The sequence below is a fragment of the Deinococcus marmoris DSM 12784 genome (assembly GCF_000701405.1).
Classification (GTDB): Bacteria; Deinococcota; Deinococci; order Deinococcales; family Deinococcaceae; genus Deinococcus; species Deinococcus marmoris.
In genome coordinates, this window is record NZ_JNIV01000005.1 from 1 (window position 1) to 15253 (window position 15253).

Here is a 15253-nt window from a genome sequence, read left to right on the forward strand (position 1 = left end):
AAATGACGCTGTGGTACGCACGGAGGCGCTTTGTGCGCCTCCGTCATGTCTGGGCCGATGGTGGTTATCTGGGCAAGCTGGTCACTTGGACGCTGGAAACACTGGGCTGGACACTGGAAATCATCAAACGCAGTGACAGGGCCACAGGGTTTCAGGTGCTGCCCCGTCGCTGGGTGGTGGAACGCTCATTGGCGTGGTTGACGCGCTCACGTCGGCTGAGCCGGGACTACGAAGGCCGCTGCCATACCTCCGCTTCCTGGTGCTATCTCGCCAACATTCGCCTGATGCTCCGTCGCCTCGACCCATCCGTCGAACCTTTATAAACACGCTCTCAGGGGAGGTGGCGCGTAGCGCCGGAGGGGTTAAACCGTGGGAGCTACCCCAAAACCCCTGGCTCCAAAGTCTCTCCATAAACACCACCCAAACACCCTGCCCGCGCCCCCGCCTCTAAAATGCGCGCACTTCATGCCACTTTCCCCTTCTTACCAAGTTGTCAGGATTCATCCATGACCACCCCCCAACTTCTCGTCTTCGCCACCCTGATCGGCGCGCTGGTGCTGTTCGTGTGGGGCAAATGGCGCTACGACGTGGTGGGGATGCTGGCGCTGCTGGCCCTCACATTGACCGGCGTGGTCAAGGGCAACGACGCCTTCAAGGGCTTTTCCGAACCCGCCGTGATCACGGTGGCCGCCGTGCTGGTGATCAGTCAGGCGCTGCAAAAGACCGGGCTGGTCAATATCCTGGTCCGCAACCTGGGCCGGGTGGGCAACGGCATGACCACGCAGATTCTGGTGATGTGCGTCGTGGTGGCCGTTCTCAGCTCGTTCATGAACAATGTGGGCGCGCTGGCGATCATGTTGCCGGTGGCGATCACGCTGGCCAACCGTGCGGGCCGCTCGGCCAGTTCGCTGCTGATGCCGCTGGCCTTCGCCTCGTTGCTGGGCGGCATGACCACATTGATCGGTACGCCGCCCAACCTGATCATCTCCAACCTGCGCCGGGAGCTGCTGGGCGAGGCTTACAACATGTTCAGCTTCACGGCGGTGGGCGGGGCGGTGGCGGTGGCGGGCATCGCCTATCTGGCCCTCTTCGGCTGGCGGCTGCTGCCCCAGCGGGTGTCCGGCGAGAACCGCGCGGACCTGTACCGCATGGCCGACTACATGACCGAGGTGCGCCTGCCGCCGGAAAGCGCCCTGGCCGGGCAGCGCGTCATGGACCTGGGCAAGGTGCAGGGCGTGCAGGTGGTCTCGCTGGTGCGCGGCGAGTCGCAGCGGCCCTTTCCCACGCCGTTCACGGTCTTGCAACCGGACGACGTGCTGATCGTGGAAGCCAACGCCGCCCGCCTGACCGAGCTGGTGGAAGACGGCCAACTCACCCTGGTGGGCAACGAGACGATCACCCCCGAGCAACTGGCCTCCGACGACGTGACGCTGGCGGAGGTGGTGGTCACGGCGCTGTCGCCCATCGTGGGCCAGAGTGCCGTGAGCCTGCGGCTGCGCCAGCGTTTCAATATCAACCTGATCGCGGTGTCGCGCCAGGGCCAGCGCCTGCGCGAGCGGCTGGTCAATGCCAAATTTAAGGCCGGGGACGTGCTGCTGATGCACGGGCCGCGCAATTCCATCGAGGAAGCCCTGAACACCCTGGGCTGCCTGCCGCTGCGCGAGCGCCCGCTGGACATGGTCCCCGCCGGGCAGGGGCGCAAAATGCTGCTGACCGGCGGCATTTTTCTGGTGGCCATCATCGCTGCCACCCTCAACCTATTGCCTGTGGCGGTGTCCTTTACCGCCGCCGCCACCCTGATGCTGCTGCTGCGCCTGATCAACCTGCGCGACGTGTACGAGAGCATCGAGTGGCCCATTCTGGTGCTGCTGGCCACCCTGATTCCGGTGGGCACGGCGCTGTCCAGCACCGGGGGCGCGAAGCTGATCGCCGAGGGCGTGCTGGGCGTGGCCGCCGACTGGCCGCCCATGGCTGTGCTGATCCTGGTGATGGTGCTGACCATGACCCTGTCCGACGTGATCAACAACGCCGCCGCCGCGCTGATCACCGCCCCCATCGCCGTGACCATCGCGCAGGGGCTGGGGGCGAACCCCGACGCCTTTTTAATGGCCGTGACGCTGGCCGCGAGCAGCGCCTTCCTGACCCCCATCGGCCACCAGAGCAACACGCTGGTCATGGGGCCAGGGGGCTATAAATTCAGCGACTACTGGAAGGTGGGTCTGCCGCTGGAAGTGATCGTGGTGGCGGTGGGCGCGCCAGTGATCGCGCTGGTATGGGGGCTGTGACGCAATCCCTGAATCAAAGCTCCTGAATGAAGGACTGTCGCCGCCGTGATTCATACTGTGGGGCAGGCCAGGTTCCATATTGAAGGGTGCTGACCTGAAGGCGCGAACCGATGTGCGCGTCAGGCCCAACCCGATTCGCCCACTCCCACAGGAGGCTTCACCATGAACCCCAGTCAAACCGCAGTTGCCACCGATAAACTCGAACAGCTTAAAGCCGTGACCGTCGTTGTTGCCGATACTGGCGACATCGAGGCCATCAAGAAATATGAGCCGCAGGACTGCACCACCAACCCGTCGCTGATCCTCAAGGCTGCCCAGCTCGAGGGCTACAGCGGCTTGATGGACGAGGCGCGCGGCTGGCTGAAGTCCGGCGAGAGCGTGGACGACGTGATCGACAAGCTGACCGTCCGCGTCGGCACAGAGCTGACCAAAATCGTGCCCGGCAACGTGTCTACCGAGGTGGATGCCCGGCTGTCCTTTGATCAGGACGCGCTGCTGGCCCGCGCCCGCCACCTGATCGCGCTGTACGAGGAAAACGGGGTGGGCAAGGACCGCATTCTGATCAAGCTGGCGGCCACCTGGGAAGGCATTGAGGCCGCGCGGATTCTGGAAGGTGAGGGCATCCGCTGCAACATCACCCTGCTGTTCAATCTGGAGCAGGCGATTGCCAGCGCCCAGGCCGGGGCCTACCTGATCTCGCCCTTCGTGGGCCGCATCACCGACTGGTACAAGAAGTCCACCGGCACCCAGGATTACGCGGTGGATGAAGACCCCGGCGTGCAGTCGGTGCGCGAGATCTACCACCACTTCAAATCGCACGGCTACAAGACCATCATCATGGGCGCGTCCTTCCGCAGTGCGGCGCAGGTCGAGGCCCTGGCCGGGTGTGACCGCCTGACCATCAGCCCGCAACTGCTGGGCGAACTGGCCGCCGACAACGGCAAACTGGAAGTCAAGCTGAATGAGGGACTGGGGTCCGAGAAGGAAGAGAAGATCACCGAGGCCCAGTTCCGCTACAGCCTCGCCAGCAACGCGATGGCCGGCGAGAAGCTCTATGAGGGCATCCGGGGCTTTGCCGCCGACACCGAGAAACTGGGCAAGCTGCTGGCGGAAGTCAAGCAGAACTGAGCGTCTGATAAATAGACCGTCTGATCGCCCCAAAATTGAGGGTGTCAGGCGGTTTCTCTATGTGGTACGGAATTGCCGGGTGCTTCAGCGCACAGCCGGGGCCAGATCGCGCAGTGCCCAGCGCAGGCCCCAGGCCGTGACCAGTCCTGTGGCCGCCAGGAGAACCCAGGGCAGGGCAGGCACACCTATGCTCGCGCCCGTGTCCACCAGCCAGCCGCCCAGCACGCTGCCCAGCGCCCCGCCCACGCCCAGACTGATGGCGCTGAAACCGAAGTAGCTGCCCACCTGCCCGGCGGGGGCGAAACGGGCGGTCAGGGTCTGCTGGGTGGGGTAGACCAGCATGGTGCCCAGGCTGTACAGCCCCACGCACAGCAGCAGCGCCCCGAAGCTGTCGGCCAGCGCCATCAGCCCCAGCGCCACGCCCACCGCGCCCACCGCCAGCGTCAGCACCGTGCGGACGCGCAGGTAGCGCTCGGCCAGCCGCAGCAGCGGGTATTGCAGCGCCACCGCCAGCCCCGCCGACACCGCGTACAGCGGCCCGGTGGCCTGCGGTCCCGCCAGCGCAATCGCCTTGAGGGTCACCGCCACGTTGATCTGTGTACTCAGCAGAAAGTAGCCGATCAGCACCAGGGTAAAGCGGCGAAACGGGGCGTTGGCAGCGGCGGCGCGCAGTCCGGCCATGCCGCTGCCCGCCGGGCGGCTGGGTGGGCGCACATGCGGCAGGGTCAGGCCCATCACGGCGGCGGCCAGCAGGTACACGCACGCCGAGGCCAGCGCCGCCACCTGAAAGCCCAGCCCCAAGAGCGCCGCCCCGATCAGCGGGCCGGTCACCATCCCCAGATTGCCGGAGACACTGGCCAGACTGAACATTTGCGTGCGGTGTTCCGGCTGGGTCACGGCGGTAATCGCGGCGTTCTTGGGCGCGTCGAACAACCCGCCCCCGATCCCCGCCAGCAGTGCCGAGGCCAGCAGGACCGGCAGCGTGCCGCTGAAGGCCATCCACGCAAAGCCCAGCGAGCGCAGCACGCATCCGGCCAGGATCAGCGGCTTGGGACCCACGCGGTCTGCCCAGGCCCCGCCCAGCACGGTCAATCCCTGCTGCGTCAGTTGCCGCAGCCCCAGCACCAGCCCCACGCTGGCCGCCGCCCAGCCCAGGCCGCCGGATTCCACAGACCCGGCGAAATGCACTGTGATCAGGGGAATCACGGCGAAGAACCCGCCCCACATCAGAAAGTTGGAGGCGATCAATCCCAGTTGCGCCCCCGATAAGCGCAGCGGGGAAGATGGGGGAGAGACAGGCGTGACGGTCACGCTGGCCTGCCCCGTCTTTTGCCGTCCGGCCCGGCCTGTCCTGTGGCGTTCAGATCGATCCCTCGAAGCGGTCCCGGTAGATCACGTAGACCAGGCCCAGCGTCGCCAGCGTGCTGACCAGACTGCTCAGGCCGTAGCTGATCAGCGGCAGCGTGATCCCGGTCAGCGGCAGCACGCCCAGCGCCGCGCCGATGTTTTCCAGGGCCTGAAAACCAATCTGCCCCAGCACGCCTGCGAACAGAATCTGGTCCTGCAAGCGGGGCGAGGCGTGCGCCATCCCGGCCAGCCCCCAGAACAGCAGACCGTACAGTGCCAGCACCGCGACTCCCCCCACCAGCCCCTGTTCCTCGGCCCAGGTGCTGAAGGCGAAATCGGTGTGCGCTTCCGGCAAGAAGCCGTTGTGCGACTGGCTGCCCTGCTTGTAGCCCTTGCCCTGTATCCCGCCCGAACCGACAGCAATCGTACTTTGAATCACCTGATACCCCGCCCCGCGCGGGTCCTGGTAGGGGTCCAGGAAGATGGTCAGCCGCTTTTGCTGGTACGGCTCCAGACGTGGGTACAGCACCGTGGGCACGGCAGCGCCCACCAGCATCGCCGCCAGCAGCGCGTGCCACCACGGAATGCGGGCGGCCAGCAGCATCACCCCGAAGATCACGCTCAGGACCAGCGCCCCGCCGATGTCCGATACGGCCACCAGCCCCACGGCGGGCAGGAAGACCGTGAAGGCCCGCAGATAGGTTTTCAGCCCCCTGTACCCGGCGCGCAGGGCCACCGCCAGCATCAGGATCAGCGCGAACTTCAGGATTTCCAGCGGCTGGAATTGCAGCGGGCCGATCTCGATCCAGTTGCGCTGACCGTTAACCTCGCGGCCAATGACAAACGTGCTGGCCTGCAAGGCGAGGGCGGCCCCGTAGACCCACGGCGCGGCGCGGTAAATGCGGTCTCTCCCCGCCCACCACAGCAGCGCCAGCGGCACGGCGGCCAGCCCTACCCCGATCAGTTGCTTGCTAAAAATCCCCGGTGCGGCACGCGGCGACAGGGCGGCGGTGCTGACGGTCATCAGGCCCACGAGCAGCAGGGCCAGGATCACCAGCGGAAAACGCAGATCGTACTTGAATGCTTCCCTCACGCATTCAGGCTACGGCACGCGGGGGCGGGGGTGGTGGGAACGGCGCGAGGCCCAAACGTGCCATTGAACCTTTGTGTTTCCAGCCCCGTAAAGCAGATACGCCCCCGCCATCCGTCCCCTATTCAAAGGAGAGAACCATGCGTCATCTGTTTATTCTGCCCGCCCTGCTGCTCGCCAGCGCCGCCCTCGCCGCCCCCGTCAAATACGCCGTGACCGATCTGGACAACGTGAACGTGATGACCGCCGAGAACGAGACCGACATCGAGAACTTCACGGCGATTACCAACAAGATCAGCGGCACCGTGACCTTCGATGCGGCGGCCAAAATGGGCAGCGCCGATCTGACAGTGGACGGGGCATCGATCAAGACTGGCGTGGCCGCGCGCGACGGCCACATGGTCAGCAAGGACTGGTTCAACTTCGCCGCCAACCCCACCATCCGCTTCAAGACCACCCAGGTGTCCTGGGTCAGCGGCGACAACTACAAGGTCAGCGGCACCCTGACCATGAACGGCGTGACCAAACCGGTCAGCACCACCGCCCGCGTCAAGCTGACCCCCGCCAACGACGTGACCAAGGGCATGAAGATTCCCGGCGACGCGCTGGCCGTTTCGCTCAAGATGAATGTGTTGCTCAGCGATTACGGCGTGCAGCACCCGGCGATCAAGGCGGGACGCGTGGGGAATACCCTGCCGATCAGCCTCAAGTTCATCGCCTCCCAGCCCTGAGCCGGTATATAGGAGGGCTGCATGAACAGAACCACCGTCCTAAACAGGCTGGCCGCCGTCTGTGTCGGTCTGGCCGCCGTGGCCCTGGTCATCGGGCTGTGGCTGGGCGCGCAGGCCCAGTCGGTGCAACTGCTGCGCCCGGCCCCTGCCGCACAGGCCGGTCTTTTTGGGGATGAGGCCGGGGCACAGGGGCCGAGCGGCACCCGCATCGGCAGCCCACAGGACCTGATCATCCGCAACGCGTCCGTCTTTCTGCCCGAAACCGGTGCGGACGGTCTGCGGTACGTGGACGAGCCGATGCTGACCGAGCTGGGCCTGTACCCGCTGCAACTCAAGACCGTGCGGCTGCTGAGCATCCTGACGGTGCTGGGGCTGCTGGCCCTGGCGGCGGCCCTGTGGGGGGGCGGGCGCTGGAGCCGCAGAGTGGCCCTGCGCGCCGAGCCGCCTCCGCGTGAAACGGTCTGACGTTTACCGTACCTGCAAGAGCATAGTGGGAGGCATGAAGTTTAAGAACAGACGGGAGGCGTGGGTGTCTGGGCTGGTGATGGGCGTTGGCCTGGGTATGCTGCTGGGCGCGGCCACCGATCTGGGATTGGCCGTGGGTGCGGCCATTGGCATAGCGCTGGGCGTGGGTCTGGGCGTGTTCTGGAGCCGGGGTCTGCCGGACAAGTAGGTTGGCCCCGCGCTCACCCTCTCCAAAAATCAGAAGAGAGCCGCCAGACCTCAGTCGTCTGGCGGCTCTCCTTGAGCGGTCATCAGGGCGTTTAAGGCTTGCTGCGGCCCTGCGCGTTCTCGTCGATGGGAATGTTCGCCAGCAGCACCACCATGTCGCCGCGCTGCTCGATCTCGATGCTGCTCTGGCCCGTGGGGAAGTACTTGCGGACCACTTCCAGCAGATCGTTTCTCAGGGCTTCCACCTTACCGGGGGGAATCTGGGCGCGGTCATAGGCCAGCACCAGTTCCAGGCGGTCTTTCAGGGTTTCTTTGGTGCGCCCGCGCTTGAGCCAGGAAAACATGTCAGGCCCCCCCGAACAGGCGGCGCAGGGCGGCCATGAATCCGCCCTCCACATCGAATTTGGGATACGGCACGTCTTCACCTTTCAGGCGGCGGGCGGTGGCCATGAACGCCTCGCCCGCGCGGGTCTTGCCGAGCACGGCGGGTTCGCCGATGTTGGTGGACACGATGATGCCCTCGTCCTCGGGCACCACGCCAATCGGCTTGACCCCCAGGATGTCCAGAATATCGGCCTCAGACAGCATGTTGCCGCTGGCAACCATCTTGGGCCGCAGGCGGTTGATGACCAGCCGGATTTCGTTGATCTGCTGCGCTTCCAGCAGGCCGATAATGCGGTCCGCGTCGCGCACGCTGGAAACCTCGGGATTGACGACCACCAGCGCGCCCGTGGCCGGGGCCGCAGCCGTGCGGAACCCCGACTCGATCCCGGCAGGCGAGTCGATCAGCACGCGGTCAAAGCCCTCGGTCTCGATCAGGCCGCGCACCACTTCCTTGAACACTTCGGGGTCCAGGGCATCCTTGTCGCGGGTCTGGCTGGCGGGCAGCAGATGCAGGTTTTCGACGCGCTTGTCGCGGATCAGCGCCTGACTCATGCGGCACTTGCCCTCCAGCACGTCAATCAGGTCAAAGACCACCCGCGATTCCAGCCCCATCACCACATCCAGATTTCGCAGACCCACGTCCACGTCGATCACCACGACCTTCTCTCCCAGCTTGGCGAGAGCCGCTCCGATGTTCGCGGTGGTCGTGGTTTTTCCCACGCCACCCTTGCCCGACGTGACCACAATTACCTTGGCATCCATTGCCCGGCAGTGTAGCGCGTGTGACGCTTTGGCGTGGGCGGTGGGCTGGGGAGGGGGTGGATGAGGGGTCAACGAATTTTGTCAGCCAGACCCCCGGCCACACGACTTGCGTCCCTTCCCTCAAAGTCCGTACCCGCGACTCTTCTAGAAATTGCATCGTATCTGATGAGCGCCGAAGTACCATCAGGACAGCCACGGGGTCAGTCCGTGGCATATGTCCAGGGATCGTAACTGTCCACCGGAAAAACACTGAAGTCACCCTGATTGCGGGTCACGACATTGAGTCGGTGAACCGAAGCTGTCGCTGCAATGAGCGCGTCTACAGCGACGCTTTGCCGTGCCCGCACAGCAGGCAGGGCCATGAACTCTCCCCAGCGGCGGACTACAGCGTCATCAGGCGTCAGGAGGCGTTCGCTATAGGCGGGTTTGATCTGATGGTCCAGCCAGCGGCGCAATTTAACGGCGCGGCGTGGGTCCTGGGCCAGCAGAATGCCGGTTTCGAGTTCACCCAGCGTCAGCAGGCTGAGAAAGACCTCATTGGGCGCAAGGGCGGCAAGATATGCCAGCACCGACGGACTGGGGCGTGGCCGGGTGGGTTCGCTGATCACATTGGTGTCCAGCAGGACGCGCCGCAGCGGAACACTCACTGATCGGTGGGGCGTCCGGGGCTGGGATGACGCTCGAACAGCTTCTCGTCTGGCAGGTCACTCCAGTCGAAATCACCGACGATGGTTTCCAGGGCGCTGCTGGCACTGGGCTGGGCGGGCCGTACACGCTGCACCGTGACCAGGGGAACATCGCCCTGCATGATGAGCTGTGGCTCGTCCTGCGCCGCCTCGACAAGCTGCTGGAAATGCGCCTTCGCCTCTTCCAGGGTCCAGGTCTTGGTCATGACTCCAGTATGGCTCATGATTTACCGTGAGATTGAATATCTCCTGGGTCTGCTGGCCGCGCGTTCGTCCCCTCCCCGCTACCATACCGGGCAGATGCCTTCCATTGTTTCCCCCCAGGTCATCGCCGTCGGCGGCGCGAATATGGACCTCAAGGTGCAGACGCTGGCCCCCGCCGTGCCCGGCACCAGCAATCCGGGCCGCGCCGCGCAGACTCCCGGCGGCGTGGCCCGCAACGTGGCCGAGAATCTGGCCCGCCTGGGCGTGTGCGTGGCCCTGCTCTCGGCGGTGGGAACGGACCCGCTGGGCGACGGCCTGCTGCGGCAGGCGGCGGAGGCGGGCGTGGACGTGTCGCCTGTCCTGCGCGTGCTGGAACACGCCACGGGAACATACACGGCGGTGCTGGACAGCGGCGGCGAATTGCTGATCGCGGTGGCGGCGATGGAAATCATGGACGCTCTGATCCCATCGGTTTTGATTGGGCGGGAAAGCATGTTGTGCGGCGCGGCCTACATCGTCGCGGACGGCAATCTGCCCCCCGACACGCTGGAGCATCTGCTGGCGCGGGCGGGCGGTGCGCGGGTGATCTTCGAGCCGGTCAGCGTCCCCAAGGCGGTGCGGTTGCTGCCCGTTCTGGACGCCGGATTCGCACCCTGGGCTGTCACACCCAATCTGGCCGAACTCTCAGCCCTGGTGGGGACCGAAGTACCGGACGAAGCGGCAGCCATTGGCGAGGCAGCACTGAACCTGCACGGGCGCGGCGTGGAAGTGGTCTGGGTGCGGCGCGGCGTGCGCGGAAGTCTGCTGTCCACCGCAGGCGGAACTGATGAATTGCCTGCTCTGTCTGCCGATGTGCAGGACGTGACCGGGGCCGGGGATGCCATGCTAGCTGCATTTCTGGCCGCGCTGCTGGCCGGGGAAACCCTGCTGGACGCGGCGCGCGAGGGCCACGCGGCGGCGGCCCTGACGGTGGAAAGCGCGCAGACGGTGGTACCGGACCTGACGCGGGCGGCGGTGCGGCAGCGGCTGTCGACTGGCCTCGCGTACCCTGTGGGGCATGAAACTCCACCCCATTCCCCCTGAAGTCGCCGCCCTGATGGATCTGACCCCCGAAGTCGCCGCCGCCCTGAAGGCGGGCAGGCCCGTGGTGGCGCTGGAAAGCACCATCATCAGCCACGGGATGCCCTACCCGCAGAACGTGGAAATGGCGCGCGGCGTGGAACAGATCGTGCGCGACAACGGCGCGACGCCCGCCACGATTGCCGTGCTGGGCGGACGCCTGAAAGTGGGCCTGACGCCCGACGAGCTGGAAAAATTGGCCACCGACAAATCCGTGCAGAAGATCAGCACCCGTGACCTGCCCGTGACGGTGGCCCTGGGACAGAACGGCGCGACGACGGTGGCCTCCACCATGCGGATCGCGTCGCTGGCGGGCATTCGCATATTTGCTACGGGCGGCACGGGGGGTGTCCACCGGGGCGCAGGCGACACGATGGACATCAGTGCTGACCTGCTGGAACTGGCCCGTACCGATGTCTGTGTGGTCAGCGCGGGTGTCAAGAGCATTCTGGACATCGGCCTGACGCTGGAAGTGCTGGAAACCCAGGGCATCCCGGCCATTACGCTGGGCAGCGATGAATTCCCTGCCTTTTATTCGCGCCGCAGCGGTTTTGCCTCGCCCCTGAGCGTGGTGAACGAGGCCGAGGCCGCCCGCGTGCTGCACGCCAAATGGAGCCTGGGCATCGGCGGCGGCGTGATGCTCGCCAACCCCATTCCCGAAGAAGCCGAGATTCCTGCCGAGGAGATGGCCGGGCAGATCGAACAGGCGCTGTCGGATATGAACGCGCTGGGATTGACGGGCAAGGACACCACGCCGTACCTGCTGGGCCGCATCGTGGAAATCACGGGCGGGCGCAGTCTGGAAACGAATATCGCCCTCGTGCGGCACAACGCGGCGGTGGCCGCGCGGGTGGCCGTGGAGTACGCGAAACTGAGGCAGTAACCGGTTCTCCGCCCCATCCATTGCCATTCAAACCAGAACCTGAAAAAGCCCCCCCGCAGTGGAGAGGGCTGGAGATGACTGGGCGAAAAGTCTTTAGACCCCGGCGGGCTGTGCCTCTGGTCCCTGTGCTGCCAGCCGCAGTCCCCCGGCCCTGTCGGTCTGCTCCCAGGGAAATTCCGGGCGTCCGAAGTGACCATAGGCGGCGGTCTGGGCGTAGATCGGGCGCTGCAAGTCCAGTTGCGCGATGATCGCCTGTGGGCGGGCGTCGAAGTGGGCGCTGACCAGTTCGGCCAGATGTTCGTCGCTCAGCGTCCCCGTGCCGTAGGTGTCCACCCGCAGGCTGACCGGGTGGGCGCGGCCAATGGCGTAGGCCACCTCTACCAGCGCGCGGCGGGCCAGACCGGCGGCCACCAGATTCTTGGCGATGTAACGGGCGTAATACGCCGCCGAGCGGTCCACCTTGGTGGGATCCTTGCCCGAGAATGCCCCGCCGCCGTGTGGCACGGCCCCGCCGTAGGTGTCCACGATGATCTTGCGCCCGGTCAGGCCCGTGTCGCCGTGTGGCCCGCCGATCACGAAACGTCCGCTGGGATTGATGAAGTATTTGGTTTCCGCCGTGAGCAGTTCGGTGGGAATCACGGCTTTAATCACATGTTCCAGCATGTCGGCCCTGATCCGCGCCTGGGTGGCGTCCTCGTCGTGCTGGGTGCTGATGACCACGGTATCCACGCTGACCGCGCCGCCTTCATGCGGTTCGCCGTCGCGCACCACGGTGACCTGCGCCTTGGCGTCGGGCCGCAGGTAGGGCAGCGTGCCGTCCTTGCGGAGTTCGGCAATGCGGCGCGTCAGCGCGTGCGCCAGACTGATCGGCAGCGGCATCAGCTCCGGCGTCTCGTCGGTGGCGTAGCCGAACATCAGGCCCTGATCGCCCGCGCCGATGCGGCTGTGGGCGTTCTTAGGATCGGCCTGCTCCCCCGGCGTCATCTCACGCCATTCCTCGGAGGTGTCCACGCCTGCCCCGATTTCCGGCGACTGCTCGTGGATGGCCACCAGCACGGCGCTGTACTCGGCATCGAAGCCGTAGTCGGCGCGGGTGTAGCCCACGGTCTTGACGGCCTCGCGCACGGTTTTCTGGATGTCTACATGGGCGGTCTCGGCGCGGACCTCGCCCGCCACCACGGCCATGCCAGTGGTCAGGAGTGTTTCCACCGCCACCCGGCTGCCCGGCTCCTGGCGCAGAAATTCATCGAGAATGCTGTCTGAGATGAAGTCTGCAAGTTTATCCGGGTGGCCTTCCGAGACCGATTCAGAGGTATAAAACTTTTGCATGTCTAGGCTCCTTGCGTGCCGGGCGGCGTCTCACAGAACGGCCTGGAGAGGGATGGCGCTGTGTGCCCGGTCACGGCCTTCTCGCTCCATGCCCGGAGCGCGGCCCATGCAGGGTAACGCACAGGGGAGGGGGCAAAAAAGGAAGGGATGGCCCGATTCATTCGCCGCCCTGCTGCCCACGCCTGACATCCCCCTGACCTGAGCGGTCAGAATGAAGGGCAATGAGCCACGTCGTTGTCATCGAGGACGAGGAAACCGTACGGGATGTGCTGCGGTTTCACCTGGAGCGCGCCGGACTGCGGGTCACGGCGTTGGCCTCCACGGCGGGAGCGCTGGACGCGCTGGAGGGGGCCGACGCCCTGGTGCTGGACTGGATGCTGCCCGGCGAGAGTGGCCTGAGTTTCCTGCGCCGCCTGCGCGACGCTCCCGAGCTGCGCCGCCTGCCGGTGCTGATGCTGACCGCCCGCGCTGCCGAGGCCGAGCGCGTGGAGGGCCTGGAAACCGGGGCGGACGATTACCTGACCAAACCCTTTTCCGCCGCCGAACTGGTGGCCCGCGTGCGCGCCCTGCTGCGGCGCACCCAGCCGGATACGCCCGAGACCCTGACCAACGGCCCGCTGGCCATCGACATGGGCGGCGCAGAGGCCCGCGTGGCCGGGCAGAAACTGAACCTGACCCGCCGTGAGTTTGACCTGCTGGCCTTCCTGACCCAGCACACCGGGCGGGTCTACTCGCGCACGGAGTTGCTGGACCGGGTGTGGGGCGCGGATTTTCTGGGCGGCGAGCGCACGGTGGACCAGCACGTCACGCAACTGCGCGCTCACCTGGGCGAGACGGTGGGCCAGCCCGCCTTTCTGGAAACCGTGCGCGGCAAGGGCTACCGCATGCGCCCGTGGGCCGGGGCGAAATGACGGCAACCCCCGGAACGGTCCCGGACTTCTGGATCGACGCGCTGCCGCAGGCGGTGCTGCTGACGCGGAATGGTTCCGTGGTCCGCATCAACGCGGCGGCCTCGCGGCTGTGGGGCGTCACGGGGGCGCGGGCAGCGGGTCGTCCGGTGCTGGAGGTGGTGCGGCGGCATACCCTCGAAGCCCTGATCGAGCGCGGCGGCGAGCTGGAACTGGAGGTGGGCGGGCGCACCCTGCGCTGCACGGCCACCCGCGACGGCGAGGTCTCGGCCCTGATCGTCGAGGACATCACCGAACACCACCGCCGCGAGGCCGAACTGCGCGAGGCCACTGCCGTCCTCTCGCACGAGTTCCGCACCCCGGTCACGGCCCTGCGCGGCGTGCTGGAGGCGCTGGAATACGACATGCCGCGCGAGCTGTCGCAGAATTTCGTGCGTCAGGGTTTGCAGGAAACCGGGCGGCTGGCCCGGCTGGTAGAGGATCTGGCCGTGGGCTTCCGTCCCACCCGCGCCCGCACCCTGCCGCTGGCCGAGGCGTTTGCCCGCGCAGAACGTCTGCTGGACAGCGAACTGACCGCGCGTGGTTCGCGCCTGAGCTTCGGCCCCGATCATCTGGTGCGCGCCGATCCCGATAAATTGCTTCAGGTGCTGCTCAACCTGATCGAGAACGCCCTGAAATACGGTCCACCGGGCCAGGACATCGAAGTCCAGACTGCCGGGCGCGGCACCTGGGCCGAGGTCTGCGTGCTGGACCACGGCCCGCCCATCCCCGACACTGACAGCCTGTTCCAGGCCCACACGCGCGGAGAGGGGGCCAGCGGCCAGGGCAGCGGCATGGGCCTGTACATCGTCCGCAGCGTCGTCCACGGCTGGGGCGGTCAGGCGTGGGCGACGCGCGTGGATGGGCGCAACGCCTTCTGCTTCACGCTGCCGGGGGTTGGGGGAATGGGCTAGGAAGGTGCCTGCCAGAGATTGTCCACCTGTCTGTCAGAGATCGTCCAACCTCTCCCTGACCCTCCCCTGACGTGCCGGGTGCTACGTTGCCCCGTGATGACCGCCCCCAGGAGTTCCCATGCGTGAAGTGCTTGAAAATGATCTGAGAAGCGTCCTGAACGGCGCGCTGAACATGCTGGGCACCGTCGAGCAGATGCTGCCGGTGGCCGCCGATGTGCTGCTGCACGAACAGACTGAGCGGCTGCAAGAAGTGCGTGCCCTGGACCTGGAGGTCGACGCCCAGGAGGCCCGGATCGAGGCCGAATGCCTGCGGATCATCGCCCGTCATCAGCCGGTGGCCCGGGACCTGCGGCTGGTGGCGCTGATCCTGAAAAGTCTGTCGGACATCGAGCGCATGGGCGATTACGTGGTCCATGTGGCCGAAGACGGTGCGGAACTGGCCCAGGCCCCGGCCCTCAAGAAATACGTCAATCTGGCGCGGATGCTGGCCCGCCTGGGCGAGATGAGCCAGAACCTGCGGACGGCCATCGCGGACCGCGACGTGGCCCGCGCCGAGACCACCATCGTCATGGACGACGAGGTCGATGACCTGTACGAGCAGATTCAGCGCGAACTGGTCACGTACATGCTTGAAGACCCGCGCAACATCAGCAAGGCGCTGATGCTGATGCGGGTGGGGCGCAGCCTGGAACGTGTCGGCGACCATATGGAAAACGTCGCCGAACGCGTGCGCTACTGGGTCACGGGCGTGCGCGAGGCGTAACGGAGGACC

Annotated in this window: 18 protein-coding genes; 11 read left to right on the forward strand and 7 right to left on the reverse strand. The window is 66.1% G+C overall.

Annotated features, from left to right (window positions below):
- The 3 genes from Q319_RS0101375 to tal all read left to right on the forward strand — a co-directional run.
- The coding region (locus tag Q319_RS0101375; RefSeq protein WP_029480001.1) for an IS5/IS1182 family transposase at nt 1–323 on the forward strand (323 nt) is incomplete at its 5' end.
- Nucleotides 324–506: 183 nt separating this feature from the next.
- Nucleotides 507–2285: an SLC13 family permease gene (locus tag Q319_RS0101380; protein WP_029480003.1), complete on the forward strand. Its 1779-nt coding sequence runs from the start codon at nt 507–509 to the stop codon at nt 2283–2285.
- 162 nt (nt 2286–2447) lie between these two features.
- Nucleotides 2448–3413 (forward strand): transaldolase, encoded by a 966-nt coding sequence (gene tal, locus Q319_RS0101385; protein WP_029480004.1) that lies wholly within the window; start codon nt 2448–2450, stop codon nt 3411–3413.
- Between the two features lie 84 nt (nt 3414–3497).
- Here the strand turns inward: tal and Q319_RS0101390 are convergent, their stop codons facing one another.
- Together Q319_RS0101390 and Q319_RS0101395 are read right to left on the reverse strand one after the other, a co-directional pair.
- Nucleotides 3498–4724 carry an MFS transporter gene (locus Q319_RS0101390; protein WP_029480006.1) on the reverse strand — a complete coding sequence of 409 codons (1227 nt, stop codon included), beginning with the start codon at nt 4722–4724 and terminating at the stop codon, nt 3498–3500.
- Between the two features lie 49 nt (nt 4725–4773).
- Nucleotides 4774–5853 carry an FtsW/RodA/SpoVE family cell cycle protein gene (locus tag Q319_RS0101395; RefSeq protein WP_051655003.1) on the reverse strand — a complete coding sequence of 360 codons (1080 nt, stop codon included), beginning with the start codon at nt 5851–5853 and terminating at the stop codon, nt 4774–4776.
- 137 nt (nt 5854–5990) lie between these two features.
- Here Q319_RS0101395 and Q319_RS0101400 point away from each other — a divergent pair, with 137 nt between their 5' ends.
- The 3 genes from Q319_RS0101400 to Q319_RS26800 are packed head-to-tail and all read left to right on the forward strand — an operon-like array spanning nt 5991 to nt 7254.
- Nucleotides 5991–6581 (forward strand): YceI family protein, encoded by a 591-nt coding sequence (locus Q319_RS0101400; protein WP_029480009.1) that lies wholly within the window; start codon nt 5991–5993, stop codon nt 6579–6581.
- Nucleotides 6582–6602: 21 nt separating this feature from the next.
- On the forward strand, nt 6603–7046 hold the full coding sequence (locus tag Q319_RS0101405; protein WP_029480011.1) for a hypothetical protein: 444 nt from the start codon (nt 6603–6605) through the stop codon (nt 7044–7046).
- A gap of 34 nt (nt 7047–7080) precedes the next feature.
- Nucleotides 7081–7254 (forward strand): hypothetical protein, encoded by a 174-nt coding sequence (locus Q319_RS26800; protein WP_156039124.1) that lies wholly within the window; start codon nt 7081–7083, stop codon nt 7252–7254.
- Between the two features lie 91 nt (nt 7255–7345).
- Here the strand turns inward: Q319_RS26800 and minE are convergent, their stop codons facing one another.
- From minE to Q319_RS0101430, 4 genes are all read right to left on the reverse strand, one after another.
- Entirely contained in the window at nt 7346–7597 is a 252-nt protein-coding gene (gene minE / locus Q319_RS0101415; RefSeq protein ID WP_029478782.1) for a cell division topological specificity factor MinE, read from the reverse strand.
- 1 nt (nt 7598) lies between these two features.
- Nucleotides 7599–8399 carry a septum site-determining protein MinD gene (minD, locus tag Q319_RS0101420; RefSeq protein ID WP_029478781.1) on the reverse strand — a complete coding sequence of 267 codons (801 nt, stop codon included), beginning with the start codon at nt 8397–8399 and terminating at the stop codon, nt 7599–7601.
- A 200-nt stretch (nt 8400–8599) separates the two neighbouring features.
- The gene (locus tag Q319_RS0101425; RefSeq protein WP_051655004.1) at nt 8600–9046 is read right to left on the reverse strand and encodes a type II toxin-antitoxin system VapC family toxin; all 447 of its coding nucleotides are present in this window, start codon (nt 9044–9046) and stop codon (nt 8600–8602) included.
- Entirely contained in the window at nt 9043–9291 is a 249-nt protein-coding gene (locus Q319_RS0101430; RefSeq protein ID WP_029480015.1) for a hypothetical protein, read from the reverse strand. The genes Q319_RS0101425 and Q319_RS0101430 overlap by 4 nt, the downstream gene beginning before the upstream one ends.
- A gap of 94 nt (nt 9292–9385) precedes the next feature.
- On the opposite strand from Q319_RS0101430, the gene Q319_RS0101435 reads away from it, so the two are divergent.
- Both Q319_RS0101435 and Q319_RS0101440 read left to right on the forward strand, forming a co-directional pair.
- Entirely contained in the window at nt 9386–10372 is a 987-nt protein-coding gene (locus Q319_RS0101435; RefSeq protein WP_051655013.1) for a carbohydrate kinase family protein, read from the forward strand.
- The gene (locus Q319_RS0101440; RefSeq protein WP_029480017.1) at nt 10347–11291 is read left to right on the forward strand and encodes a pseudouridine-5'-phosphate glycosidase; all 945 of its coding nucleotides are present in this window, start codon (nt 10347–10349) and stop codon (nt 11289–11291) included. The genes Q319_RS0101435 and Q319_RS0101440 overlap by 26 nt, the downstream gene beginning before the upstream one ends.
- A gap of 93 nt (nt 11292–11384) precedes the next feature.
- Here Q319_RS0101440 and metK read toward each other — a convergent pair whose 3' ends face one another.
- On the reverse strand, nt 11385–12620 hold the full coding sequence (gene metK, locus Q319_RS0101445; protein WP_029480019.1) for a methionine adenosyltransferase: 1236 nt from the start codon (nt 12618–12620) through the stop codon (nt 11385–11387).
- 221 nt (nt 12621–12841) lie between these two features.
- On the opposite strand from metK, the gene Q319_RS0101450 reads away from it, so the two are divergent.
- From Q319_RS0101450 to phoU, 3 genes are all read left to right on the forward strand, one after another.
- The gene (locus Q319_RS0101450; RefSeq protein WP_029480020.1) at nt 12842–13531 is read left to right on the forward strand and encodes a winged helix-turn-helix domain-containing protein; all 690 of its coding nucleotides are present in this window, start codon (nt 12842–12844) and stop codon (nt 13529–13531) included.
- Entirely contained in the window at nt 13528–14481 is a 954-nt protein-coding gene (locus Q319_RS0101455) for a sensor histidine kinase (RefSeq protein ID WP_029480021.1), read from the forward strand. The genes Q319_RS0101450 and Q319_RS0101455 overlap by 4 nt, the downstream gene beginning before the upstream one ends.
- A 118-nt stretch (nt 14482–14599) precedes the next feature.
- Nucleotides 14600–15244, forward strand: a complete 645-nt coding sequence (gene phoU, locus Q319_RS0101460; protein ID WP_029480022.1) for a phosphate signaling complex protein PhoU — start codon at nt 14600–14602, stop codon at nt 15242–15244.
- The last annotated feature ends 9 nt before the right edge of the window (nt 15245–15253 follow it).